Here is a 24,264-nt window from a genome sequence, read left to right on the forward strand (position 1 = left end):
ATATGAAAAAAACGTTATACATTTTTCAAAGTGGTGAGCTTCGCCGAAAAGATAATAGTTTATATTTTGAAACAGAGGAGAGAAAACGCTACATACCAGTCGAAAATACAAATGATATCTATATTTTCGGTGAAGTCGATGTTTCGAAAAAATTTTTGGAGTTTGCGGAGCAAAAAGAGATTATTGTCCATTATTTTAATCATCATGGATATTATGTTGGGTCTTTTTATCCCCGCGAGCACTTAAATGCTGGACACGTTATTTTAAAACAAGCGGAGCACTATCTTGATGAAGGGAAGCGGCTCGATTTGGCGCGGCGATTTATTGAAGGCTCTATCCAACAGATGAGCCGCGTCTTGAAATATTATCGTTCTCGCTTGGAAGAGAAAGCTATTTTTGATGAAGTGCTAGAAGACTTTCAAAAAGAGCTGCTAAAGTTGCCAACAGCTCAATCAGTTGAACAATTAATGGCATCGGAAGGACATATACGCGAAAAGTACTACAGTACCTTTGATACGATTATTCGTCATCCCGATTTTATTTTTGAAAAAAGGACAAAACGCCCGCCGCACAATCGATTAAATGCACTAATTAGCTTCGGTAATTCCATTGTGTATACGATGTGTTTAAGCGAGATTTATAAAACGTATCTTGATCCCCGCATTGGTTTTTTACATAGTACGAATTTTCGACGCTTTTCTTTAAATCTGGACATTGCTGAAATTTTTAAACCTATTATCGTGGATCGGTTAATTTTTTCCCTTGTAAATAAAAAAATGCTGACAAAAAAGCATTTTGAAAAACTGACCGATGGAATTTTGCTATCAGAGGAAGGAAGAAAAATTTTTGTAAGTGAATTGGATAAGAAAATGCAAACAACTGTCCAGCATCGTCATCTAGGCAAGTCTGTGTCATATCGGCGATTAATTCGCTTAGAATTGTATAAATTACAAAAGCATTTACTTGGTGAAAAGCCATATGAACCATATGCAGCAAAATGGTAGGGGATTTTCATGTTTGTCATACTTGTGTATGATTTTAATGAGAAACGTGTAGCGAAAGCGCTAAAAATTGCCCGTAAGTATCTTCATTGGGTGCAAAATTCTGTTTTTGAAGGAGAAATTTCACAGGCAAATTATAAAAAACTAAAAGTAGAATTGCAAAATATTATGAATCCGGACGAGGATTCGGTTATCTTTTATACATTTCGAACGCAAAAATATTGGTTACGTGAGGAGTTTGGATTAAAAAAAGGCGGCGACGAATTTATTTTGTAGAAAGAAGGACAAGCTATGCGACTAACGGTAACAATGAAGCCAAAAAATAATGTTGTTATACTGCCATTACATTATCAGTATTTATTACAGGGCTTACTTTATCGCTCTTTAAAGGATAAGAGTTTCGCTTCATTTTTACATGAAATTGGGTTTCGAAAAGGGAAAAGGACATATAAATTATTTACATTTAGTCGTCTTTTCGGTCAGCACAAAATTCAATTGAATACGAAAACGATTGTATTCTATGATGAAATTTCTTGGCATGTTTCTACCGTTTTGCCTGAATTGACGCAGCAGTTAGGAGAGTATTTTTTACTACAGAAGGAAGTTTATTTAGGTGATCAATCGGTAAAGATACAAAGCATAAAAATGGAGGAATGTGAAGTAAAAAGCTCTGAAATTGAAATTGAGATGCTTTCACCGGTAACGGTCTATAGCACATATGAAACGGTGGATGGTACACAGAAAACACAGTTTTTTCACCCATATGATGAAGTGTTTCCACATTTAATTGAAGTTAATTTTCGCAATAAGTATGAAGCTTATTACGGAGCTCCGCCACAAGAGAGATTGTTTATTGAACCTTTGCATGTTACTAAGAAACATAAAGTTGTAACGACTTTTAAAAATTACTATATCACTGCTTGGCAAGGGAGATATCGTTTACGATCTGCCCCGAAGAATCTAACTTTCCTTTTGCAAACCGGAATAGGTGGACGAAACTCACAAGGGTTTGGGATGTTCCATATTATTCGAGAACTGTAGCTTAATAGATCATTTGTCGTCGACCCCTAATCGTGCGAAAATCCCCGGGGATCGACGACATTTTATTTTTTAGAGTAACGACGCAAAAACTCCAGAAAATAAACGCTAAACAGAGAATTGATAAAATTTACTGTTTACGCTAAAATGAAAATAACAAAATTTCCATTATTATCAAAACCTTGTATTACTAACGATTTTTTGGGGGTTTTTATCTTAACTATGAGGAATTGAAACGAAAAAATGGGGAAAAAAAAGGGAAAAGATAGAAAAGTTTTTATCTTAACTATGAGGAATTGAAACCGTACAATACAGTGACGATATCAATGCTCATGCGAGTTTTTATCTTAACTATGAGGAATTGAAACCACCAGATAGTAGATTGAACAATCAGAATGTAGAAGAAGTTTTTATCTTAACTATGAGGAATTGAAACAACTTTACGAGCCTGTCAAGAGCGACGCCTGTTGCTGTAGTTTTTATCTTAACTATGAGGAATTGAAACTTTCACACTTTTTTTATGATCTCACAAGCTGCAATCCGTTTTTATCTTAACTATGAGGAATTGAAACTACTCTTGTCACTGGTATAATTTTAAATAGATAAAGCAAGTTTTTATCTTAACTATGAGGAATTGAAACCAGACATAATGGTACATATATAATATACAATAAAATAGGTTTTTATCTTAACTATGAGGAATTGAAACTGAGAATTTTAAATTTGAAATACTTGAGCATGTACAGTTTTTATCTTAACTATGAGGAATTGAAACCTTCTTCCCATTCTCCTTTTTCGTTTTTGTAGTAGCTTTGTTTTTATCTTAACTATGAGGAATTGAAACAATAAAAAACAAAGCTAGCATATAGCTAGCCTTTTTTAGTTTTTATCTTAACTATGAGGAATTGAAACCAGTTTATGAAAGGGGGGGTTTAGGGTGACTGGTTGTTTTTATCTTAACTATGAGGAATTGAAACATATGCCAGAACAAGAACAACAACAAGAACAACAACAAGTTTTTATCTTAACTATGAGGAATTGAAACTTTAGCTTTTTGTGCACGACCTCATACTCACATAAAGCGTTTTTATCTTAACTATGAGGAATTGAAACATGTGTCGCGCTGCGATCGGGAAAGTCTGTCCAATTTGTTTTTATCTTAACTATGAGGAATTGAAACATTTCCATTTGTTTCACCTCTGCTTGTCCAATTTTCTGTTTTTATCTTAACTATGAGGAATTGAAACAGCCTAGAGCGTTGCCAATCGGAAACGGTTGGCAGTTTTTATCTTAACTATGAGGAATTGAAACTAATTGTATCTACTTTCGTTGGCGCAATGGTAGGCTTGTTTTTATCTTAACTATGAGGAATTGAAACTCCGAACTTTCAATCATATCAAAATGATGACGGACAACCGTTTTTATCTTAACTATGAGGAATTGAAACTGATGAATGGCTGGACGAAGAAACCCTTGGTAATTGTTTTTATCTTAACTATGAGGAATTGAAACTATTACGAGGATATTCAAATTTCTCAAAGTCTTTGTTTTTATCTTAACTATGAGGAATTGAAACTATTCAATACGATGAAATCACGGAATATTGGCACAAGTTTTTATCTTAACTATGAGGAATTGAAACTCCGAACTTTCAATCATATCAAAATGATGACGGACGTTTTTATCTTAACTATGAGGAATTGAAACTACTATACTCAACAGAACAAAAACAAAAAGGAGTGTTGAGTTTTTATCTTAACTATGAGGAATTGAAACCGAGAACTGCAACGGAAAACTCTTTCCAGCTATCTCAAGTTTTTATCTTAACTATGAGGAATTGAAACAGTTGATTGTAGTAATAGTCAATAGTCATATATAAAGCGTTTTTATCTTAACTATGAGGAATTGAAACATGATGTTTTTTGTAGAGTCCCGACCATTTGTACTTCGAGTTTTTATCTTAACTATGAGGAATTGAAACCTTTTTCAGCTATATTACTTTTTTGTAACAAAAAAGCTAGTTTTTATCTTAACTATGAGGAATTGAAACAACGCTGGAATTTTCGTGATGAAATATCGGTCGAGTATGTTTTTATCTTAACTATGAGGAATTGAAACTCACAACATATTCAGAAAAAGTGGAAGAATTGAAACGTTTTTATCTTAACTATGAGGAATTGAAACTTGTCAAAGTTTCTTCTATTCTAGGTGTTAATGTGTTTTTATCTTAACTATGAGGAATTGAAACTTGAAACACCTTGCTATTTTCCCTGTTGACAACGGTTTTTATCTTAACTATGAGGAATTGAAACATTTCTGAATCCACAGTAGATTTTTCACAGGCTCACATGTTTTTATCTTAACTATGAGGAATTGAAACACCTGTTCATTCGCCGAATACCAAACCCTTTTCGCGTTTTTATCTTAACTATGAGGAATTGAAACAAATAGTACTAGTTCGCAGCATAGTATTAGTTCGCAGCGTTTTTATCTTAACTATGAGGAATTGAAACTAAAATGTTTTGAATTCGTTACACATATATTGTATGTTTTTATCTTAACTATGAGGAATTGAAACTAGAAAGCAAAATAAGAAGCGAGGGTGCCCCTCTATGTTTTTATCTTAACTATGAGGAATTGAAACCTTCGCACATGTTACACCCTCGCTTTCGCCACGCGGTTTTTATCTTAACTATGAGGAATTGAAACAAGAAGCCTGAAGGCACAGACATCGTCAACATCGAGTTTTTATCTTAACTATGAGGAATTGAAACAACATTTGCTTCCTGGTCTAATTCGTCATCTTTCAGAACGTTTTTATCTTAACTATGAGGAATTGAAACTCGGATGCCACAAGTGATTCGCGTCATTTCTGATGTTGGTTTTTATCTTAACTATGAGGAATTGAAACCGTTATAACTGGAAGATTACTTGCTGAATACGATCATAAGTTTTTATCTTAACTATGAGGAATTGAAACATCAAACTATTTTGCACACCGACCACCCCAAACAAAAAGAGTTTTTATCTTAACTATGAGGAATTGAAACATACGTTCTGGTTCAATATTGACGCGACGAACTACGGTTTTTATCTTAACTATGAGGAATTGAAACAAAGGAATTGGCTATATAAAAAATCTCCTGCCTTGGTTTTTATCTTAACTATGAGGAATTGAAACTATGTTATTTTTGTTTCTTGTGTTTTTGGTATTGTTGTTTTTATCTTAACTATGAGGAATTGAAACCATTCTGGACAAATTTCATATCCTCCATCATTATACGGGTTTTTATCTTAACTATGAGGAATTGAAACGCAACAAGTTGGCCGTCAGTGAGACGCAATTCGGCATGTTTTTATCTTAACTATGAGGAATTGAAACTCAGTCTGGCTGATCAATATGAAATCGTACCCGAGCTTCGTTTTTATCTTAACTATGAGGAATTGAAACTATGATACAACGAAAAAAAACAACCAAACAGACCAAGTTTTTATCTTAACTATGAGGAATTGAAACCGCCCAATCGCTGCCCATTTCCGACGCTCTTTTTCGTTTTTATCTTAACTATGAGGAATTGAAACATTTTTTTTACGATTTTTTCAAAAAAAATAACGCGTTTTTATCTTAACTATGAGGAATTGAAACCCACTGTAATGCTTATCGGTGTTGGTGTTACGGTTTGGTGTTTTTATCTTAACTATGAGGAATTGAAACTTTCCCTTGCGGACAATATCAATTTGAGCTTTCTTGTTTTTATCTTAACTATGAGGAATTGAAACAACTTAACAGCCGATCAAATTAAAGTCATTGATAGCGTTTTTATCTTAACTATGAGGAATTGAAACCTTCAATGTTTACTCGGTGCTTGCCATCTGGCAGAACAGTTTTTATCTTAACTATGAGGAATTGAAACTAAAATGATTTCGCAAAATCCTTAGCCATTTATATCGTTTTTATCTTAACTATGAGGAATTGAAACTTCTTCTGTCGAAACGCGGATGTAGAGTGCAACTCGGTTTTTATCTTAACTATGAGGAATTGAAACTTTCCGGTGCACCGAACGTCCCACACCCAGCATTCATCGGTTTTTATCTTAACTATGAGGAATTGAAACAACCAAACCGTAACATGCAATTTTTGTTTCATGTACGGAGTTTTTATCTTAACTATGAGGAATTGAAACGCGATAGTTTACAAACGTTTGAAGGAAAAGAAGCATGTGTTTTTATCTTAACTATGAGGAATTGAAACCAACAATTTCGAAGCCATTGCACCTCAATATTTTGGTTTTTATCTTAACTATGAGGAATTGAAACCCTCGATATATATCAAATCTGAAGATATAATCCACTAGGTTTTTATCTTAACTATGAGGAATTGAAACATGGATGATGGTATTTATTTCATCTAGGAAAACTTGTTTTTATCTTAACTATGAGGAATTGAAACATTTAATTTCTGCTACATATTCTGCTTGAGTTTGGTGTTTTTATCTTAACTATGAAATCGAACTGATAAAAAAACTTGTCCAACAACATGGTCATAATTTATGAAGATGAAAGTCATATTCGCGACTACCAAGCTCTTCGTACCACATGGAGTGTCAAAGGGCGTCAAAAACAAATCCCTACGTATGGACACCACGCGACAGTGAGCTTATTCGGCGGTCAGTGAATTTCTCTGTATGGAAACGAATCCATGCCATGCACAGGCTTTTCTGCGATTTCTTCAATATACATTAGCTCAGTATCCAAATCAACATGTAGTGATGGTCTTGGATAATGCAAAAATTCATCATTCGAAAATTCTTCAGCCTTTTTTACAGGAGCACGAAGAACAGTTAACTTTGGTATTCTTACCCCCTTATTCGCCGAATTTAAATTTAGTGGAACGAATTTGGGGGTGGCTCAAAGAGAGCGTGATTGCCAATCGGTTCCATCCTACTCGAAAAGAGTTGAGAGAATCGATTGTTTCGTTCTTAGAGTACCTTTCTGAATTTCCAGAAAGAGTGCTCCAACGCATCGGACAGGTAGTGATGTCGGGAACCTATACATATTGCCGCTCACCTAAATATACGAAGAATCTGAGGCTGTCTCATAAGGGGATGACCTCACAATATATCGTTCATCGTTCTAACATTATGTCCTATATATTGTGTTGTGGATCTGACTCTGGACTTTTGAGACAGCCTCGAATTATATAAAAAGGGAGATGGGTGATGATTAGGCAACTATTGGGCTGCTTTTAGCTGGGCTAGTTCTTGTTCGACTTCCTCTTGCAGCAGAGGGTCGACGTGAAACGGTTTCGTTGATTCGTATACATAGCTGCTTGCCTTTGCTTCGGCTTCCAAGGCAAGAATGCGTTCTTCCATTCTCGCGAAGCCTTTAAGGGCACGGTCCGGGCTGAAAGAGACAAGCGCTGCATTGATATCTTTAATCGCTTTAGCCGCATGGGCGCGGGCGATTAAGTCGAGCTGCTTCGCTTTAAGCTCTTCATACTTTTCTTTCAGCTGCTTCAATTGCTCGGTTAAGTATGTTGTTTTTTCTTTTAATGCTTCATATTGCTGTTGGTAGGAAGAAAGCTTTTTCTCATAAGCCATCTTTTCCTGCAGCGCCATTTTCGCGATTGTTTCTTCATCCTGTTTTACGGCCAGTTTCGCCTGGCGAGTTCTTTTCTCAACCATTTCTTTCGCTTGTTGAATCAGCTGTTCATAGCGCTGTTCAACGGCAAATTGCTGTGATAAGGCAGATTGTGCTTTTTCGATTTCGTCTTCGAGCTCGCGAAGGTATTGTTTTGTCATGCTGATCGGATCTTCTAATTTATCGACAAAGTCATGTAAATCGGCGAGCATAACGTTTTTGATCCGTTTAAAAAGACCCATTTGTTATTCCTCCTTTTGAATTTTCTTTTCCCATTCATCTAAAAAATCGCGTTGCTGCATTGCTGGCGTTGTAACTGATGGCAGCTCTTCATTTAACACTGGGCGTTTCGTTTGTTTATACATGAAGTAGGCAGCGAATAGTGCTAATGGAATGAGCAAGATTTTTGGTAAAAGCGCCGCGAATCCAATGATCATGAGCGCTATGCCTGCCCATTTCCAAACGCGGGAACGGTTCGCTGTTTTCCAGATTATCCAGCCGATTATAATCATCGCCAGCTGGAAAAGAAGCGGGATCAATCCGAACATCATCCAGCCGTTTGGATGCATCATTCCACCTTTATGCGGAAAACGGTGATGTTCGAATGCGCCATGTCCGTGATGAGGATGCATGTCCATCATCGGCATTCCAGCATGGCGTCCAGTAAATCCCATGTTCATGAAAAATCCGCTGCGAACGGTGACATAAGCAATAATGGCGAAAAGCAAAAGCCATAAGATCATTGTTCTCTTTTTCATTCGTATTTCACCTCCTTTTTTCTTGGTGGGCTTGTTTACACTTTGCATTGTAGGGAAGAAAAGAGAAAATTAGGTGAAAAAGCAGCGGATTTGAAACATTTTTTGCATGTTTCTGTTAAAAATAGATGTTGATATATAATGAAAAGTAGTTGGAAAGGTATGTCTATTTTTAGAGCGGGAAGGTGGGTGTCCCTATGACTGTGCCAAAAGAAAATTTGATAACCATTGAAGAATTTTACAAAATGAGGGAGTCTACAGAGCAATTGCTGGAATATGTTGATGGGATTGTGTTTATGTCTCCTTCTCCTTCTACGAAACACCAACGGGTATCAGGCCGGCTGCATGCCCAATTGTTTAATTTTTTGGAAGGAAAAGATTGCGAAGTATTTCATGCGCCATTTGATGTGGAATTGCATCGGGAAGGTTTGGAAAGGACAAACATTGTCATTCCTGATTTATCGGTAATTTGTGACAAGGACGGGTTGATGGAGAACAAATATGTTGGCGTTCCGACTCTTATTATCGAAATTTTAAGCCCATCTAATCAGGCGAATGATTTAGTATTTAAATTGAATCTTTACATGCAGTATGGTGTCAAAGAATATTGGATTGTCAATCCGATGTTAAACATCGTGCAAATTTATACCTTAAATCGGGAAGGTCAATACGAACAAGCGGATGTGTTAAAAGAAAAAGGGATTGCACATTCAGAAATCTTACCGGGTTTCAGTGTGGATATAGAAAAACTTTTTCAATAAGCGGGATAGGGCTTCTTCGTTAGCATTGAAAGTATTTAACGGGTGTCTCGTAAGTGCCTGATTTCACGCATATACTACAAGTAATTATATATTGCGGTGCAGTCTGATATTTTGTTTTTTATACGAAAATGTCCCAAAGCAATAATGGTTATGCCTCCAAAAAGAAAACGGCCTGTGATCTGCTTCATCATTAAGCAAGTCACAGACCCATCCATTTTCATTCATCGTGGTGGCTGGCAAGTCATAGATGTTTGGGACAACCTCTTGCATGCGAAAGATTACTGCAGCGAAAAAGGAATTTTTACAATGAACTCCGTGCCTTTGCCTACTTCACTATGGACATCGATTTGTCCTTTATGGGCGTCGACGATCCATTTGGCGATTGATAAGCCGAGACCGTGTCCGCCGTGCTGGCGTGTGCGCGCTTTGTCGGCACGGTAAAACCGTTCAAAAATTCTTCCGGCATCTTCAGGCGGGATGCCGATTCCGGTATCTTTGACAGAGATGATGAGCAAATGCCGCTGTTTGTATGATTCGATATGAAGCTTGACGGAAACTTCGCCGCCGTTTGGCGTGTATTTAATGGCGTTATCTAAGAGAATGTATAATAGCTGTGTTAATTTATCAGCATCTCCGGAAACGATGACATCTTCAGGAGAGTCGAAATGAAGGCGTATTTCCTTTTTCACAGCCAGCTCTGCTAACGATTGGAGCGTTTGCTCGGCATGAGGGCGGAAATCAAACGTTTCCTTCATCAACTCAAGCGACGCATGTTCCGAATCGGCACGGGCAAGCGTCAGCAAGTCGTTAATCAGTTTTTTCATTCGTTTTACTTCGTCCCGCAAGCGGCGCAAGATTTTTTTACTAAAGTCATTTGTCATGATGTCTTCTTCCATTTCCAACGCTTCGACCGATGAGAAAATGACACTTAACGGCGTCCGCAGCTCATGGGAAGCATTCGCAATGAACTCACGCTGGCGATTGTACGCTTCTTGAATCGGCACGAGCGCTCGTTTTGACATCAAATGACTTAGGAAAACGGCAAAACCGATAAATAACACCGCAAGCCCAACGAGAAGGATCAACAGCCACTGGGAAATTTTCGAAAAAGACGTAACGTCCATCCCAATATATAGCATGCCGACGAAATGGTTCTTCATGATAATCGGACGGGCGGCGGTAAGCAGCTTTAAGTCACCGGAGCGAAACCGTGAAAATTCATGCATATGCCGCGGGATAGGAACCTCTACGTATTTAAGTTCATTTCCTTTTGGCGTCCAATTGTTCAGCGCCTCAAGAAGAAACGGACGCAATCCTTTATTCACTTCATCACCCATAATGAGCTCCCCGCGCGAATTGGTAACATAAAAAAAGAATTGGTCTTCGCTTAAAAATATGACATTTTGATTTTCGATAAAGCCGGGAGCGGTTTGTTGAATAAGAATGTCTTTAATCGCTTTCGTTTCCTGCTCGGCAAGGCTTATAATTCTCCGCTCTTGGTCATTCGTTATAATCATGTAAAAAAGGGAGTAGACGATAATGATAAAAACAGTTAGAAAAATCATCAGCATCCCGCTGTAAAGTGCGGTTAAACGCCAATGGGTGAGGCGGAACATATCCTGCTTGTTTCTGAAAATGAACGAAAGAAATTTATTCTTCAATTTTATACCCCACCCCGCGCACTGTTTTAATGATGTCATCATCCAGTTTTTTCCGAAGCAGTTTGACCGTTGCGTCAATCGTTTTCATCGAAACGTCCGCGTCATATCCCCAAATGCGATCGAGAAGAACATCCCGGGATAATACATGCCCTTTATTTTGTAAAAGCAAATCAAGAAGCTGAAACTCGCGCGGCGTCAGAAAGATTTCTTGATCGCCGCGATGGAGGGTATGGCTTGTCCGATTGAGGACAAAGTTTTTAAAACACACCGTTTCTTCTTGAATCGGCACAAACGTGCGGCGGGACAATGCTTTCAAGCGTGCCATGAGCTCGTCGATTTCAAACGGTTTGACGAGATAATCGTCCGCTCCGGCTTCTAGTCCTTCAACGCGGTCTTGAACGGCATCTTTCGCGGTGAGCATTAAAATTGCTCCCGAATAGCCTTTTTGGCGGAGACGCTTGCATATCGTTACACCGTCGCCATTTGGCAGCATCCAGTCTAAAATGATGACATCGTAAAAGGAAGCAAGTGCATAATCGTATGCGTCTTCGCCTTCCTCCACCCAATCGACTTTATCGACCCCTTTTTTCTTTAGCATATGCACAATCAGTTCTCCTAAATATAAATCATCTTCTGCCAGAAGAATTTTCATTCGTTCATTCTCCCTTTCTTTCTACTTCTTATTAACCATCATAACAAATGTTCGTGAAAAATAAGTGAAAATCGCTGATTTGTTTTTCACCTTATTTTCACTTTTTTGCTTTAAAGTCGTGCCCAAGAAGTATACAAGGAGGCATAGATTATGAAGAAAATGAGACAAGCACATTTATGGATTGGATTAATTACATCTGTTTTCTTGCTTATGGAAGCTGTTACAGGGCTATTATTAGCGGAACCCTGGTTGATCGGGCAGCAGCCTAAAGGTGAGCCTATGTTGATGCAAGGTGCAGAACAAGGGCAAATTTCAGCAGGCATGGCTCAACAAGGGCCATCTTCGGCAGGGAATTTTGCAGAAGGAGAAAGTTCATCAAGTCCAGACTTCGAACAAAGAAGCTTCGGACCGAGAGAAGGCTTTAGAGGAGAAAGAGGTGGAAATTCATTAGCGGGAATCATCCGCGGTCTCCATGAGGGGCGATTAGGAAACATCGATATCAGATGGGCGATTGATATTGCCGCCATCAGCATGATTTTCCTAACGTTATCGGGCATCTATTTGTCCGTGAAATTGTTGCGGGCACAGAGAAAAAGCCGAAAGAAACGCTCGTTAAAGATAGCAGAAGGACAGTAATCGATATTTGAGCGTAAGAGCTGAAAAGCATGTACTTTTCACCGTGATTTCACCGTTCTTTTTTAGACTGAGGCTAGATAAATCAAAACGAATGAAAGAGGTGGAGATTAGGATGAGTTTACAAGAATATGAAAATACAAACGTTCAACGTAAAAAAAGAAGATTGTTCCCATTTTTGTTTGGAGTGGTTTTCGGAAGTGCCGCGGTTCTTTATTTTGCTCCTGTTCTAGAAGGAAGTGAGCTTATTTCATTGATTGACAATATGAAAAAGGAAAAAGCAGCTGTCGTAGCGGAAGCAGAAACTTCGGAAAAGACGCTGCCGGTTCAGGAAGTTTCAAGCAGTTCGGACAGCATGGTAGAGGCGATTGCCAATGTAACAGAAGCCGTTGTCGGCATTATTAACATTCAGCAGCAAATGAATGTTTATTCATCTCAGCCTCAAGAACAGGAAGCCGGCACGGGCTCAGGGGTGATTTTTAAAAAATCAGGAAATGTTGCTTACGTCGTCACAAATCACCATGTGATTGCAGGGGCGAATAAGGTAGAAGTATCTTTAGCAAGCGGAGAGAGAATCCCGGCAGAAATTGTAGGTGCCGATCCATTAACAGACTTGGCTGTATTAAAAATAGCCGGCCAATATGTGAAAAAGACAGCGAGTTTCGGAGATTCAGAGAAGCTGCGCGTCGGTGAACCGGTAGCGGCGATTGGCAACCCATTAGGGCTGGATTTAGCAAGTACGGTGACGCAAGGGATTGTCAGCGGCAAAAGAACGATTTCCGTCTCTACTTCAGAAGGAGAGTGGGATTTAAATGTCATCCAAACCGATGCGGCGATTAACCCGGGAAACAGTGGCGGAGCATTGATTAATAGCGCTGGACAAGTTGTTGGAATTAATAGTCTCAAAATTTCAGAAGATGGTGTAGAGGGATTAGGTTTTGCGATTCCGAGTGAAGATGTGAAGCCTATTGTGGAAGATTTATTGCAATACGGAGAAGTGAAACGGCCCTATCTTGGGGTAGGATTGCGGAATGTAAGCGATTTTTCAGCAGCGATTCGCCTTGAACAGTTAAATTTACCGGAAAATGTAACGGAAGGCGTCGTCATTACAGCTGTCGAACCTTCTTCTCCGGCAGCGGAAGCAGGACTCGAAGAAAAAGATGTCATCGTATCTATAAATGGTACGAAGATTGATAGCATCAGTGCATTGCGGAAATATCTTTATACGGAAACAAAAGTTGGCGAGAAAATTAGTATAGAAATTTTCCGAAGCGGCAAACAAATGAATGTCTCCCTTCAATTGAGCGAACGCCGGGGGAGTCAGTAATGTCTGTAAGAAGGGGCTGTCTCATCAGGGTCTGACCTCACGCGAATATCGTTCATTTCTCCCGTGTGATGTCCTATATATGGTGTTGGGAAGATTGACCCTGGACGTTTGAGAAAGCCTCTTTATTTTTTATTAACAATGATTAGGAAATGTGGCGATTTTTCGAAACAAAAATTTTTATTTTTGGCGTTTGACAGCATTTTGCTCATTCTTGTCCTATCAACTAAAAATATATTTAATATTTTTTCCTGAAATAGAAAAAATTACGAAACATCTTTTCGTTCAGTTCGTATTATTAATTGAATACGGGCTGAAAGGGGGGGATGGAGGTGTTCGGATATCCGATGGAAACGGTTTATTTATGGACTCTTATTGTCAGCGGCAGTTTGACGCTTATTTATCTTGTGTTAAGCGATGTGTTAGATGGAATGTTTGATTTGCCCTTTTTAAGCCCGCAATTGATTTTATCTTTTCTTACTGTTTTCAGCGCCTCAGGGTTTTTGTTCGAAAAATATACTGAATTTTCTGTTGTTTTAATCAACCTTGTCAGTGCTGGAATCGGCTTGATTATTGTAACGATTTTGCATTTTTTCGTATTCATTCCGCTAAAGTCGGCAGAAACATCGCTGAATTATTCAGAATCGGATTTGGAAGGACGTATTGCGAAAGTGATTGTGACGCTTCCTAAAGATGGATTTGGTGAGATTTTAATTGAAAATAAAAGCGGTGTCATTTCCAAGCCGGCACAAAGCATTCAAAATGAAGAAATTCCGTCCGGGGCAGAAGTAGTGATTGTGAAAATGAAAAACGGCGTAGCAAAAGTATCAACCTATGATCCTTATAATCTACAATTCAATTACAAGGGGGAATTCCAATGATGCCATTGCTTATTGTCATTGGTGTTGTCGTCTTTTTACTTATCGGTCTTGTGGCGCTTTTTATATTACGTTACCGTACAGTCGGTCCGGATGAAGCGCTCATTGTCACCGGAAGCTATCTTGGCAGTAAAAATGTTCATGTAGATGAATCGGGAAACAAAATAAAAATCGTGCGCGGCGGCGGCACGTTTGTATTGCCGATTTTCCAGCAGGCCGAACCGCTAAGTTTGTTGTCGATAAAACTCGATGTGCAAACGCCGGAAGTGTATACAGAACAGGGCGTTCCCGTTATGGCGGACGGTGTGGCAATTATTAAAGTCGGCAGCTCCATCGGTGAAATTGCCACAGCCGCTGAGCAATTTTTAGGAAAATCACGTGAAGACATGGAAAACGAAGCAAAAGAAGTTTTGGAAGGGCATCTTCGTTCGATTCTCGGTTCGATGACCGTTGAGGAAATTTATAAAAACCGCGATAAATTTTCACAGGAAGTCCAGCGTGTCGCCTCACAAGACTTAGCGAAAATGGGACTTATGATTGTATCGTTTACCATTAAAGATGTGCGCGACAAAAACGGCTATCTCGATGCGTTAGGCAAGCCGCGCATTGCTCAAGTGAGACGTGATGCGGATATTGCGACGGCGGAAGCGGAAAAAGAAACGCGCATTAAGCGTGCCGAAGCAGATAAAGAAGCAAGAAAAGCCGAATTGGAACGCTTGACGGAAATTGCGGAAGCAGAAAAAGTCAACCAGCTTAAGCTGGCTGAATTCCGCCGTGAGCAGGATATCGCGAAAGCCCGCGCGGACCAGGCGTATCATTTAGAAGAGGCAAAAGCAAAACAAGAAGTCACTGAGCAGCAAATGCAAATTAAAATTATTGAGCGGCAAAAGCAGATTGAGCTCGAAGAAAAAGAGATTTTGCGCCGTGAGCGTCAGTACGATTCCGAAGTGAAAAAGAAAGCCGATGCCGATCGCTATGCGGTAGAACAGGCGGCTGCCGCGGAAAAAGCGAAACAAATGGCCGAAGCCGATGCACAAAAATACCGCATCGAAGCGATGGCGAAAGCTGAAGCAGAAAAGGTGCGCATCGATGGACTGGCCAAAGCCGAAGCAGAAAAAGCAAAAGGGGAAGCGGAAGCCGATGTGATCCGCCTAAAAGGTTTGGCGGAGGCAGAAGCGAAGCAAAAGATTGCCGAAGCGTTCGAACAATATGGCAAAGCAGCGATTCTCGACATGATCTTAAAAATGCTTCCTGAATATGCAAAACAAGTGGCAAGCCCGCTTGCGAATATTGATAAGATTACGATCGTTGATACAGGTTCAAGCGATGCAAATGGTGGAGCCAACAAAGTCACCGGCTATGCGACAAATTTAATGGCGATGCTACAGGAGTCGCTTAAAGCGTCTTCCGGCATCGATGTGAAAGAACTGCTTGAGAACTTCTCAGGAAAAGGCAATGTGAAAAACAGCATCGATCAGTTGACGCAGGAAATTGCGGAGCAAAAGAAAACAAACGGAGAATCATAAATTTATAACAATGAAAAGCTGTTCTTGATCAAACGTCAAGGCGGCTTTTTTTATTTTGGAAGAAATTACGTTATCTTTATAGCGAAAAAGAGAAATGACGGTTGCAAGCAATCGTCATCATCCATTATTGGTGAATCATGTTTTTCTCTTAAAACAAGAAGGATTTTCTATGACAACATTAGAATTAAGTTTACAAACATGGATTCCATAAAATAGATGATTGTTTTCATAAATCCTTACGACGATTACATATTTTTGTGAGGAGGGCTTCTAACTCTTATCTAAATTTGTTTATTGGAGGGATTAAATGACGGAGAATCAGTTAAAATGGACCGGTTTTTTTGTAACCGTAATAGGAGTTGTTGGATTGGTTCTCATTTTTTTTAGTGTTGATTTTGGAACGTCCTTGGCAGACTCATGGGTAGCAAAGCAAGGCGGAGCGAGTACGGAGCGTTATCATATCATATTAGAAAGTTATATTCATAGCTTTCTCATTGCTGGAAGCATACTATTTGGATTCAGTCTCTTATTCGCTATTTTTACTTATTTTGCGTTTATGTTGTTACCCAAAAGGTAGAAATTTACTGAACGAACGATTGGTTTGGTTTTAAGGAGAAAAAGATGGAGCGCCTGTTTCCTAGGCGTTTTTTTATTTCACAAAAACTGACACGAAAAAAATTACAAAAAAGTGTAGGGCAAACGGCTAATGATTTCGTCTATATAAGTGAAGACAGATAGAAAGGGGGAGAGTGAGATTCAGGACGAAGCATTAATCGCGAAAGCAAGGAAAGGAGACGAGCATGCCTTTCGCCTGTTAATCGAGAAATACCGTGATTATTTATTTAAAACGGTGTACTCGATTATTCGCAACGAAAAAGATGCCGAGGATGTTACGCAGGAAGTATTTGTGCGGATTTATCTTTCACTCCCCCGATATCAGTCACAAGGCTTTAAAACATGGATGACGCGCATTGCTGTGAACTACGCGATTGATGTCAAGCGGAAAATGCAGCGGCAGCGTGAAGAAGTAATGGAATCCATTGAGGCCGAAGCCGATGAAAGGGTTGAAGTTTCGGTTATGAAAAAAGAGGAGCGAGAGCGAATCCGCCGACGTCTTGAGGAAATTCCCCCTAACTATCGGGATGTGCTTTATGCATATTACATTGATGAAAAATCGTATCAACAAATTGCGAAAGAACAAAATGTCGAAGTGAAAACGGTCGAGACAAAGCTTTACAGAGCACGCAGCTGGCTAAGAAAGCATTGGAAGGAGGAGGATTTTCAATGAGTCATTACACGAACGAAGAATGGCGGCAGTTCATTTGTGATGTACTGCCAGAAGAAAAAAGAGAGGAAATGGAGAGCCACCTTTATAGTTGTGATCAATGCTTAGCGGTATATATGGAGCTCATTGAAGAAAATGCTTCCGACTTGCCGAATCCTTCCGATGAAGCTGTTTCAGCTGATGTCATCCTTGCACAAGTTGAACCATATGCAAAGCCAAAGCGTACGAAGCAGTCACAGACGAAGCAAAAAATGCTTCATTACGGAATTGCCGCGGCGATTACGATCGGGTTTATGTCTTCGGGAATTTTTCAATCAGTCACAAATGCCGGCGTTGTTGGAACAGATTTATCAGAAAACAGGCCGGCCTATACGGAACAATGGATGGATAAAACATTATCATTTCTCGATTGGCTAAAGGCAAATCAAAAGGAGGAAGGGAATAATCGATGAACAAAAATTCGTTAGTTGCGTTCTTTTTATCATTTATCCCTGGTGCTGGGCATTTTTATTTAAATAAAAAAGCAAGGGGAGTGTTTTATAGCTTTGCCTTTTTTGCGCCGATTGTGCTCGCGGTCGGTCTTGTCTTTTTGACACATAATAGTGAACCGCTGGCGATCGTCCTCTTTTCTTTATTGATTTGGTTGATCAGTATTTTAGATATGATTCTTACACTCATCAAAAGACAGCCGGAGCATACACTTGTCCAAGGAGAGGGTTTACAGGCAAATCAGGACAACGAGAAGTTTTACACGATTCTTCTTTCCTTCATTCCCGGGCTCGGGCATTTCCAGCTCGGCTTGATGAACCGAGGGTTAACGTTATTAATCAGCTTCTTTGGGCTTATGATCATGATATTTTTTGTAACGGTATTGATGCATGAAGGCAGCTTCTTAGTTTTTTTAGGAATTTTGCCGATCGTTTGGATTTACAACATGTTTGATATTGTTCAACAGCTCAATCGAAAACAAAACGGCGAGTCACTGGTCGATCGAACGATTTTCGAAGATTTTGAAGCGAAACGCGAGGATGGAAGGAAAAGCAAAACACTTGCGACTCTCCTTTCGATTTTTCCGGGTGCGGGTCATATGTACTTAGGATTACAGCGCAGAGGCTTGCAGTTAATGGCTGCCTTTTTGCTGGCGATTTATGTGATGGATGTGTTAAGACTGTCTGCCTTTTTCTTCCTTATTCCGCTCATTTGGTTTTACAGCTTTTTTGACGCATTGCAGAAGGCGTCGAAGTATGGCGAAGAAGAGCTTGAGGATCAGCCGATCGTTTCCTACTTTATCAATCATCAAAGATGGGTTGGATTCGGATTATTGTTGTTAGGTCTTTATTATTTGCTTGACAGCATCCTGCTTCCAGCATTTGCTTCGCATCTATCAAAGCTATTACAAATCGATATTTATTACTGGTACAATCAATTTTTCCAAACAACGATCGTTTGCATTTTGTTAATTGGCGGCGGCTTCAAGCTGCTTTTAGGCAGTAAAGAGAAGAAAGGAGAGGAGAGGAAATGAGAAAATGGCGCGTTGGGACGGTGTCAATGGGCGCCTCCCTTATTTTGCTTGGCATCGTGTTGTTTATTTCTCAATGGGAAGGAATGGGAGCTGCAGACATTTTTGCGAGCTGGTGGCCGTTTCTCTTAGTGTTGCTTGGCGTTGAAATTCTTGCGTATCTTTAAAGGCAAGGTTCAATTAGGGGACGGAACTCATCATATTTATGTTTTTGATTCACAGCATGCAGCGGTGCATGTGTCAAATTAAGTAACTAAGAACCACCGAGGTGTCAGCGTATTTTTAATGAAAACTTTTGCCCGTTTTTGATATAATATTTCAGCTATAACATCTTTCCTTTTTAAAGACGAAAAAATTGCAACAACCTTTTTCTTGCGATATCATGTTAAATAGTGGAAAATATATATTTAATCTTGGGATAAATAGGATGATGGGGATATGAAAAGAGCGAGAATTATTTACAATCCAACATCAGGACGTGAGTTGTTTAAAAAGCATTTGCCTGATGTATTAATTCAGCTGGAACAAGCCGGTTATGAAACGTCTTGTCATGCGACAACGGGAGCGGGGGATGCGACAAAGGCGGCACGGGCAGCGGTCGAGCGCAAATTTGACCTTGTCATCGCTGCCGGCGGAGATGGGACAATTAACGAAGTAGTGAATGGAATTGCCAATCAAACATATCGTCCGAAGCTTGGCATTATTCCGGTTGGCACGACGAACGATTTTGCCCGGGCGATTGGTGTGCCGCGCACAATTGAAGGAGCATGCGATGTCATTATTAACGGTGAAGCGGTGCCGATTGATATCGGCTGTGTGACGAATGAAGGAAAGACGCGTTACTTTATTAACATTGCCGGAGGCGGCCGTTTAACCGAGTTAACGTATGAAGTGCCGAGCAAATTAAAAACGATGCTCGGTCAGCTGGCGTATTATTTAAAAGGAATTGAAATGCTGCCGTCGATTAAAGCGACTGAGGCACGGATTGAGTATGACGGCAAGGTGTATGAAGGCGAAATTATGCTGTTTTTAGTTTCGCTGACGAATTCTGTCGGCGGGTTTGAAAAGTTGGCGCCAGACTCCTCGCTGAATGACGGCATGTTTGATTTAATTATTTTAAAGAAAACAAATCTTGCGGAATTTATCCGCATTGCCACGCTTGCCGCAAGAGGTGAGCACATTAACGATCCGCATTTAATTTATACGAAGGCGAACCGCATTAAAGTCACCTCGCCAAACAAAATCCAGCTTAATTTAGATGGCGAGTACGGCGGACTGTTGCCTGGCGAGTTCGTCAACTTGTATCAACATCTTGAAGTATTTGTACCAAAGGAAAAAGCAGAACAAATGAGAGCAGGATATTAGCGCGGAGCACATAGTGGTGCTGGAGCTGCCTGATAAGTGTCTGACCTCACATCCATTTCACGATATATGATGTTGCGGGGTCTGACACTTTGCTTTTGGTCAGCCTCGGGCACCCTATATGGTAACAGCGCTGTGACCTGTTCTCTTTTTGTGTCCGAAGCGATTGTATGATACAATCAGTGCAGCATTTTCACGAAAAGGAAGTAGGAACGATGACAAAAGTAGAAGCTCCAGTTGCGAAAAATGAATACTATGACGTCACTTTTGAAGATTTAACGCATGACGGCGCCGGTGTTGCGAAAATCGACGGATTTCCGATTTTCGTTGCCAACGGGCTGCCGGGGGAAAAGGCAAAAATTAAAGTCATTAAACTGAAAAAAGGATATGGCTATGGCCGCTTAATTGAGCTGTATGAACCGAGCCCGGATCGCGTTGACGCGCCGTGTCCGATTTATAAACAATGCGGCGGATGCCAGCTTCAGCATTTAAGCTATGAAGGACAGCTAAAGGCAAAGCACAAGCATGTGAAAGAAGTGCTTGCGCGCATCGGGAAGATTGAAAATGTCATTGTTCATCCTGTGCTTGGCATGAGCAATCCGTGGCGCTATCGCAATAAGGCGCAAGTGCCGGTCGGCGAGCGCGAAGGTGGACTTGTCGCCGGCTTCTACCAGCAGCGCAGCCATGAAATCATCGATATGGAAGCTTGTCTCATCCAGCAGGAAATGAACGATGTTGTTGTGCAAACGGTGAAAAAGATTTGCGAAAAATATGGCGTGAAGGCGTACAACGAACAAACACACAAAGGTGTGCTCCGCCACATTATGGCGCGTTACGGGGCAGTGACAAAAGAGGTAATGGTTGTCCTGATTACGCGTACGGAAGATTTGCCGCATAAAAAGAAAATCGTTCAAGAAATTATCGAAGCGGTACCAAATGTGAAGTCCATTATTCAAAACATCAATCCGAAACGGACAAATGTCATTATGGGCGACGAGACGAAAGTGTTGTGGGGAGCGGAGTATATATACGATTACATCAGTGATATTCAATTCGCGATCTCCGCCCGTTCCTTCTATCAAGTGAACCCGGAACAGACGAAAGTGCTGTATGAAAAGGCGCTCGAATATGCGGAGTTAACAGGTGAAGAAACCGTCATTGACGCTTACTGCGGCATTGGCACGATTTCGCTCTTTTTAGCGAAGAAAGCGAAAAAAGTATACGGTGTGGAAGTGGTGCCGGAAGCGATTGAGGATGCCAAACGGAACGCGAAGCTGAACGGCATCGACAACGCCGAATTTGCCGTCGGTGAAGCGGAAGTCGTCATTCCGAAATGGTACGAACAAGGCATCGAAGCCGACTGCATCGTCGTCGACCCGCCGCGCAAAGGCTGCGACGAAGCCTTGCTGCAAACGATTATCGCCATGAAGCCAAAGCGGGTGGTGTACGTATCCTGTAACCCGGCCACACTCGCACGTGATTTGCGCATCCTCGAAGATGGCGGGTATAAGACACTCGAAGTGCAGCCGGTCGACATGTTTCCGCATACGAATCACGTCGAGTGTTGCGCGTTGCTTATAAAAAAATTGTAGAGCATAAATAAACTCTTGCCATTCACAATAAACTCCTGCAAAAATCAAAACAAAGTTGTGCAAAAGGGCAGGAGCAAGGCAGGGAAAAGGAGAGAGGAGAAAAGGGAAACCCTTAATCCTCAAGCCTTTTCCCTGTCTTTCTATCACGACTTTATTTTCAAACGTAATAAAGTTCTGCGAGAAAAAGTCGAAGAAAAAATCGGGAAAACGAGCGATTCGTGAACGACTTTATTATGAATGGAAAATATAGGGGGCGCAGGAATGAGGGATGAAGGGGTGTGGAGTAGCAAGGGTTTATTATTACTGAGCATTGATGTTGTAGATAAAAAATAAACATTTGCGATTAAAAATAAACTCTTGCGAAAATGAAAATAAAGTTGTGCGAAAAAATCGGGCAAAAAATTGAATCAAAAATCGAGAAAATGCGGGATTTGTAGCAAGACTTTATTTTAACTGTGAGCGAAAGAATGCGGGTTGGAGCGTGGAATTTTAGCAAAAGTTTATTTTGACTGAACATAGTTAGGATGAAAATAAGGGAGTAGGGAAAAGGAAAGAGACAAAGAAGTATGAAAGAAATATAAATATAGCAAGGAGTTTAAGGTCAGTTCTTTCTCCCTCTTTCCCTTTATATGGAATATAATACCTATTAAGGATGGAGAACATGGAAGAAAGACCAGTTGAGATTTGATCGGAAGGACTATGAGATTGATAAATATCCGCATGAAGCATACAGAAGATTGGAATGGGTAGATAATTTTGAACAAATTAGACCATACATCGATTTAGCGTATCACTTGCGATAATAAAAAGCTAAGAAAGAGGATGAATAATGATGTTGGAAAAACAATATTTCAATCTGATGCAATTTTTTGAGGGCTATGTACGAAATTACCGAAGAATGAACTTATCACATTTACATAATCGATCCATGTTCACCAAAAGAGAAATCGATTATTTTGCTAATTTAGGGGAAATGCTTGGCTTTGATGTATTCATAGAAGATTCTAAATTTGATAAGCTGAAAGGGCGTTCCAGACCGATGGATTTATCTTGGTGGAAGTGGGATGCACGAATTGATGATGAAAACTTCTTGTACCTCGCCCTTCATTTAGAACGAGAAAACGTCTGGAATAAAGATGTTGACACGATTGAAAAACTTTTTTCTCTAACAGAAGAAGGTTATGTTCCTCATAATGTGATAGGAATACAATACATAGAATCGCCTGAAAGAATTGATTTTCTTAACGATTTAGTTATTCAAAAGAATGCGGTTCAAAAGTCGAATGCTTTAATGATTTATCGTTACTATGATAACGAACTGCATTTAGAACGAGTTTGTGCCTATTATTTTACGCCAACGGGATTAAATGAAGTAAGAACTGCTATTTGCACACAAGATGAGTCGGGCTACTGGTTTATGTGTTTTGATGAGGAGTACGCTCCATTTCAGGAAAAAAGGGGAGGTCACTAAATCGAAAGTGATTGATTAATTTAATATAATCTCCAGGACGAGTGAAACACCCATGTGTCGCTTGTCCTTTTTTATTTGATATAAACTCGGACTTTTAAAAAATATTTTGGTATGACAGATTCTGTCTAACCTATTTGATAATATAAGTATAAAGAATTAATTGGAAATTCTAAGGGTGATACGGTGGACAAAGAGAAAGAGGCGAAAATAAGTAGGGTGCTTAAATTGTATGATACGTTCCGAAAAGGGGGAGTTATCAATAAGAAGAGAACTGCTGATGAATTAGGTGTAAACGAAAGAACCGTTCAGAGAGATATTGATGACATAAGAATGTTTTTATCTAATAACTGTGCTGGTGAGGAAATACTATACGACTTTTCTAAAAAAGGATATTACCTAAGTGGATTTGTTAAAAATCCTTTAACTGGGGTCGAATTGCTAAGCATCATAAAGATAATTTTGGAGAGCAGAGCTTTTTGTAAATCAGAGATGAATGGGTTAATTGATGCTCTCCTTAGTCAGGCAACTGAAGAGGATAGAAAATTTATAAAAGCTATCATTGGAAATGAGTTAATTCATTTTCAACCATTACAGCATAACAAACCCCTTCTGAAGATGATTTGGGATATTGGTTTTAGCATTAGAAACAAACAAATGATAGAGATAACTTATGAAAGAATGGATGGAAAAGAGTCAGTAAGAATTGTAAAACCCGTTTCGATAATTTTTTCCGAATATTATTTCTACTTAATTGCGTTTATAAAGGATAGTGAATATCAATCACCAGCTTTTTTTAGAGTGGACAGAATTAAGCATTTTAAGCTGTTACAAGAGAAATTCAAATACTCCGAAAAAGACAGGATAGAAGAAGGGGAGCTTAGAAAACGTATTCAATTTATGTATGCAGGAGACCTAATGACCATTAGATTTAAATTTTTTGGTCTTTCGCTTTCTGCTGTATTGGACAGGTTTCCTAATGCTAAAGTCATTGAAAAGCTTCCAGAAGGATGGTTAATTGAAGCGGAGGTTTACGGAAAAGGATGCATGATGTGGCTATTGAGCCAAGGAGAGCGTGTAGAGGTTATCAGTCCTCAAAGCTTAAGAGATGAAATGAAAAGAACCATTCAATTAATGGCTGATAAATATAATTAAAAGAAAGGGGTTGG

At 39.7% G+C, this 24,264-nt stretch carries 22 protein-coding genes and 1 CRISPR repeat array; of the genes, 18 read left to right on the plus strand and 4 right to left on the minus strand.

What is annotated here, in order from left to right:
- The first annotated feature begins 2 nt into the window (after positions 1 to 2).
- The 4 genes from cas1b (at position 3) to B0I26_RS09735 (ending at position 7,243) form a co-directional block, all read left to right on the plus strand.
- A complete protein-coding gene (cas1b, locus tag B0I26_RS09720; RefSeq protein WP_111645259.1) occupies positions 3 to 1,004 on the plus strand; it encodes a type I-B CRISPR-associated endonuclease Cas1b in 1,002 nt (333 codons plus the stop codon).
- Between the two features lie 9 nt (positions 1,005 to 1,013).
- On the plus strand, positions 1,014 to 1,277 hold the full coding sequence (cas2, locus tag B0I26_RS09725) for a CRISPR-associated endonuclease Cas2 (protein ID WP_044895084.1): 264 nt from the start codon (positions 1,014 to 1,016) through the stop codon (positions 1,275 to 1,277).
- 15 nt (positions 1,278 to 1,292) lie between these two features.
- A complete protein-coding gene (gene cas6, locus B0I26_RS09730; protein ID WP_111645260.1) occupies positions 1,293 to 2,042 on the plus strand; it encodes a CRISPR-associated endoribonuclease Cas6 in 750 nt (249 codons plus the stop codon).
- 204 nt (positions 2,043 to 2,246) lie between these two features.
- A CRISPR array of direct repeats spans positions 2,247 to 6,489; the repeat unit is 30 nt; unit sequence GTTTTTATCTTAACTATGAGGAATTGAAAC.
- Positions 6,490 to 6,724: 235 nt separating this feature from the next.
- Positions 6,725 to 7,243 carry an IS630 family transposase gene (locus B0I26_RS09735; RefSeq protein ID WP_111645261.1) on the plus strand — a complete coding sequence of 173 codons (519 nt, stop codon included), beginning with the start codon at positions 6,725 to 6,727 and terminating at the stop codon, positions 7,241 to 7,243.
- A 27-nt stretch (positions 7,244 to 7,270) separates the two neighbouring features.
- Here the strand turns inward: B0I26_RS09735 and B0I26_RS09740 are convergent, their stop codons facing one another.
- Positions 7,271 to 7,921: a PspA/IM30 family protein gene (locus B0I26_RS09740; protein ID WP_111645262.1), complete on the minus strand. Its 651-nt coding sequence runs from the start codon at positions 7,919 to 7,921 to the stop codon at positions 7,271 to 7,273.
- A 3-nt stretch (positions 7,922 to 7,924) separates the two neighbouring features.
- Complete coding sequence (locus B0I26_RS09745; RefSeq protein WP_245934753.1) at positions 7,925 to 8,437, minus strand: hypothetical protein; 513 nt, start codon at positions 8,435 to 8,437, stop codon at positions 7,925 to 7,927.
- Between the two features lie 194 nt (positions 8,438 to 8,631).
- Between B0I26_RS09745 and B0I26_RS09750 the strand changes: the two genes are divergently transcribed.
- A complete protein-coding gene (locus B0I26_RS09750; RefSeq protein WP_111645264.1) occupies positions 8,632 to 9,195 on the plus strand; it encodes a Uma2 family endonuclease in 564 nt (187 codons plus the stop codon).
- Between the two features lie 278 nt (positions 9,196 to 9,473).
- Here B0I26_RS09750 and B0I26_RS09755 read toward each other — a convergent pair whose 3' ends face one another.
- Both B0I26_RS09755 and B0I26_RS09760 read right to left on the minus strand, forming a co-directional pair.
- Positions 9,474 to 10,811, minus strand: coding sequence for a sensor histidine kinase (locus B0I26_RS09755; RefSeq protein ID WP_409991423.1), 1,338 nt, complete (start codon positions 10,809 to 10,811; stop codon positions 9,474 to 9,476).
- 34 nt (positions 10,812 to 10,845) lie between these two features.
- Entirely contained in the window at positions 10,846 to 11,508 is a 663-nt protein-coding gene (locus B0I26_RS09760) for a response regulator transcription factor (protein ID WP_111645266.1), read from the minus strand.
- 150 nt (positions 11,509 to 11,658) lie between these two features.
- On the opposite strand from B0I26_RS09760, the gene B0I26_RS09765 reads away from it, so the two are divergent.
- The 13 genes from B0I26_RS09765 to B0I26_RS09820 all read left to right on the plus strand — a co-directional run bounded on the left by B0I26_RS09765 (position 11,659) and on the right by B0I26_RS09820 (position 24,250).
- Positions 11,659 to 12,144 (plus strand): PepSY-associated TM helix domain-containing protein, encoded by a 486-nt coding sequence (locus tag B0I26_RS09765; protein WP_111645267.1) that lies wholly within the window; start codon positions 11,659 to 11,661, stop codon positions 12,142 to 12,144.
- 112 nt (positions 12,145 to 12,256) lie between these two features.
- Entirely contained in the window at positions 12,257 to 13,468 is a 1,212-nt protein-coding gene (locus B0I26_RS09770) for a S1C family serine protease (RefSeq protein WP_111645268.1), read from the plus strand.
- Positions 13,469 to 13,797: 329 nt separating this feature from the next.
- Complete coding sequence (locus B0I26_RS09775) at positions 13,798 to 14,346, plus strand: NfeD family protein (RefSeq protein WP_111645269.1); 549 nt, start codon at positions 13,798 to 13,800, stop codon at positions 14,344 to 14,346.
- Positions 14,343 to 15,869 carry a flotillin family protein gene (locus tag B0I26_RS09780; protein ID WP_111645270.1) on the plus strand — a complete coding sequence of 509 codons (1,527 nt, stop codon included), beginning with the start codon at positions 14,343 to 14,345 and terminating at the stop codon, positions 15,867 to 15,869. Before B0I26_RS09775 ends, B0I26_RS09780 begins: the two co-directional genes overlap by 4 nt.
- Before the next feature lie 307 nt (positions 15,870 to 16,176).
- Entirely contained in the window at positions 16,177 to 16,446 is a 270-nt protein-coding gene (locus B0I26_RS09785; RefSeq protein WP_062679305.1) for a hypothetical protein, read from the plus strand.
- A 147-nt stretch (positions 16,447 to 16,593) separates the two neighbouring features.
- On the plus strand, positions 16,594 to 17,157 hold the full coding sequence (locus B0I26_RS09790) for a sigma-70 family RNA polymerase sigma factor (RefSeq protein ID WP_111645271.1): 564 nt from the start codon (positions 16,594 to 16,596) through the stop codon (positions 17,155 to 17,157).
- Complete coding sequence (locus B0I26_RS09795) at positions 17,154 to 17,606, plus strand: hypothetical protein (RefSeq protein WP_111645272.1); 453 nt, start codon at positions 17,154 to 17,156, stop codon at positions 17,604 to 17,606. The genes B0I26_RS09790 and B0I26_RS09795 overlap by 4 nt, the downstream gene beginning before the upstream one ends.
- Positions 17,603 to 18,676 (plus strand): hypothetical protein, encoded by a 1,074-nt coding sequence (locus tag B0I26_RS09800; RefSeq protein WP_111645273.1) that lies wholly within the window; start codon positions 17,603 to 17,605, stop codon positions 18,674 to 18,676. Before B0I26_RS09795 ends, B0I26_RS09800 begins: the two co-directional genes overlap by 4 nt.
- Positions 18,673 to 18,840, plus strand: coding sequence for a LiaF transmembrane domain-containing protein (locus B0I26_RS18270; RefSeq protein WP_181502824.1), 168 nt, complete (start codon positions 18,673 to 18,675; stop codon positions 18,838 to 18,840). Before B0I26_RS09800 ends, B0I26_RS18270 begins: the two co-directional genes overlap by 4 nt.
- Before the next feature lie 271 nt (positions 18,841 to 19,111).
- The gene (locus B0I26_RS09805; RefSeq protein ID WP_111645274.1) at positions 19,112 to 20,038 is read left to right on the plus strand and encodes a diacylglycerol kinase; all 927 of its coding nucleotides are present in this window, start codon (positions 19,112 to 19,114) and stop codon (positions 20,036 to 20,038) included.
- Between the two features lie 212 nt (positions 20,039 to 20,250).
- Entirely contained in the window at positions 20,251 to 21,627 is a 1,377-nt protein-coding gene (gene rlmD, locus B0I26_RS09810; RefSeq protein ID WP_111645275.1) for a 23S rRNA (uracil(1939)-C(5))-methyltransferase RlmD, read from the plus strand.
- An 829-nt stretch (positions 21,628 to 22,456) separates the two neighbouring features.
- Positions 22,457 to 23,098, plus strand: a complete 642-nt coding sequence (locus tag B0I26_RS09815) for a hypothetical protein (RefSeq protein WP_245934754.1) — start codon at positions 22,457 to 22,459, stop codon at positions 23,096 to 23,098.
- A 183-nt stretch (positions 23,099 to 23,281) separates the two neighbouring features.
- Positions 23,282 to 24,250, plus strand: a complete 969-nt coding sequence (locus tag B0I26_RS09820) for a helix-turn-helix transcriptional regulator (RefSeq protein ID WP_049625163.1) — start codon at positions 23,282 to 23,284, stop codon at positions 24,248 to 24,250.
- The last annotated feature ends 14 nt before the right edge of the window (positions 24,251 to 24,264 follow it).

This window comes from Paranoxybacillus vitaminiphilus, assembly GCF_003259935.1.
Taxonomy (GTDB): Bacteria; Bacillota; Bacilli; order Bacillales; family Anoxybacillaceae; genus Paranoxybacillus; species Paranoxybacillus vitaminiphilus.

Coding starts and splice junctions, on each gene's coding strand:
- cas1b (WP_111645259.1), top strand. CDS start 3: ATGAAAAAAACGTTATACATTTTTCAAAGTGGTGAGCTTCGCCGAAAA.
- cas2 (WP_044895084.1), top strand. CDS start 1,014: ATGTTTGTCATACTTGTGTATGATTTTAATGAGAAACGTGTAGCGAAA.
- cas6 (WP_111645260.1), top strand. CDS start 1,293: ATGCGACTAACGGTAACAATGAAGCCAAAAAATAATGTTGTTATACTG.
- B0I26_RS09735 (WP_111645261.1), top strand. CDS start 6,725: ATGGAAACGAATCCATGCCATGCACAGGCTTTTCTGCGATTTCTTCAA.
- B0I26_RS09740 (WP_111645262.1), bottom strand. CDS start 7,921: ATGGGTCTTTTTAAACGGATCAAAAACGTTATGCTCGCCGATTTACAT.
- B0I26_RS09745 (WP_245934753.1), bottom strand. CDS start 8,437: ATGAAAAAGAGAACAATGATCTTATGGCTTTTGCTTTTCGCCATTATT.
- B0I26_RS09750 (WP_111645264.1), top strand. CDS start 8,632: ATGACTGTGCCAAAAGAAAATTTGATAACCATTGAAGAATTTTACAAA.
- B0I26_RS09755 (WP_409991423.1), bottom strand. CDS start 10,811: ATGTTCCGCCTCACCCATTGGCGTTTAACCGCACTTTACAGCGGGATG.
- B0I26_RS09760 (WP_111645266.1), bottom strand. CDS start 11,508: ATGAAAATTCTTCTGGCAGAAGATGATTTATATTTAGGAGAACTGATT.
- B0I26_RS09765 (WP_111645267.1), top strand. CDS start 11,659: ATGAAGAAAATGAGACAAGCACATTTATGGATTGGATTAATTACATCT.
- B0I26_RS09770 (WP_111645268.1), top strand. CDS start 12,257: ATGAGTTTACAAGAATATGAAAATACAAACGTTCAACGTAAAAAAAGA.
- B0I26_RS09780 (WP_111645270.1), top strand. CDS start 14,343: ATGATGCCATTGCTTATTGTCATTGGTGTTGTCGTCTTTTTACTTATC.
- B0I26_RS09785 (WP_062679305.1), top strand. CDS start 16,177: ATGACGGAGAATCAGTTAAAATGGACCGGTTTTTTTGTAACCGTAATA.
- B0I26_RS09795 (WP_111645272.1), top strand. CDS start 17,154: ATGAGTCATTACACGAACGAAGAATGGCGGCAGTTCATTTGTGATGTA.
- B0I26_RS09800 (WP_111645273.1), top strand. CDS start 17,603: ATGAACAAAAATTCGTTAGTTGCGTTCTTTTTATCATTTATCCCTGGT.
- B0I26_RS18270 (WP_181502824.1), top strand. CDS start 18,673: ATGAGAAAATGGCGCGTTGGGACGGTGTCAATGGGCGCCTCCCTTATT.
- B0I26_RS09805 (WP_111645274.1), top strand. CDS start 19,112: ATGAAAAGAGCGAGAATTATTTACAATCCAACATCAGGACGTGAGTTG.
- rlmD (WP_111645275.1), top strand. CDS start 20,251: ATGACAAAAGTAGAAGCTCCAGTTGCGAAAAATGAATACTATGACGTC.
- B0I26_RS09815 (WP_245934754.1), top strand. CDS start 22,457: ATGATGTTGGAAAAACAATATTTCAATCTGATGCAATTTTTTGAGGGC.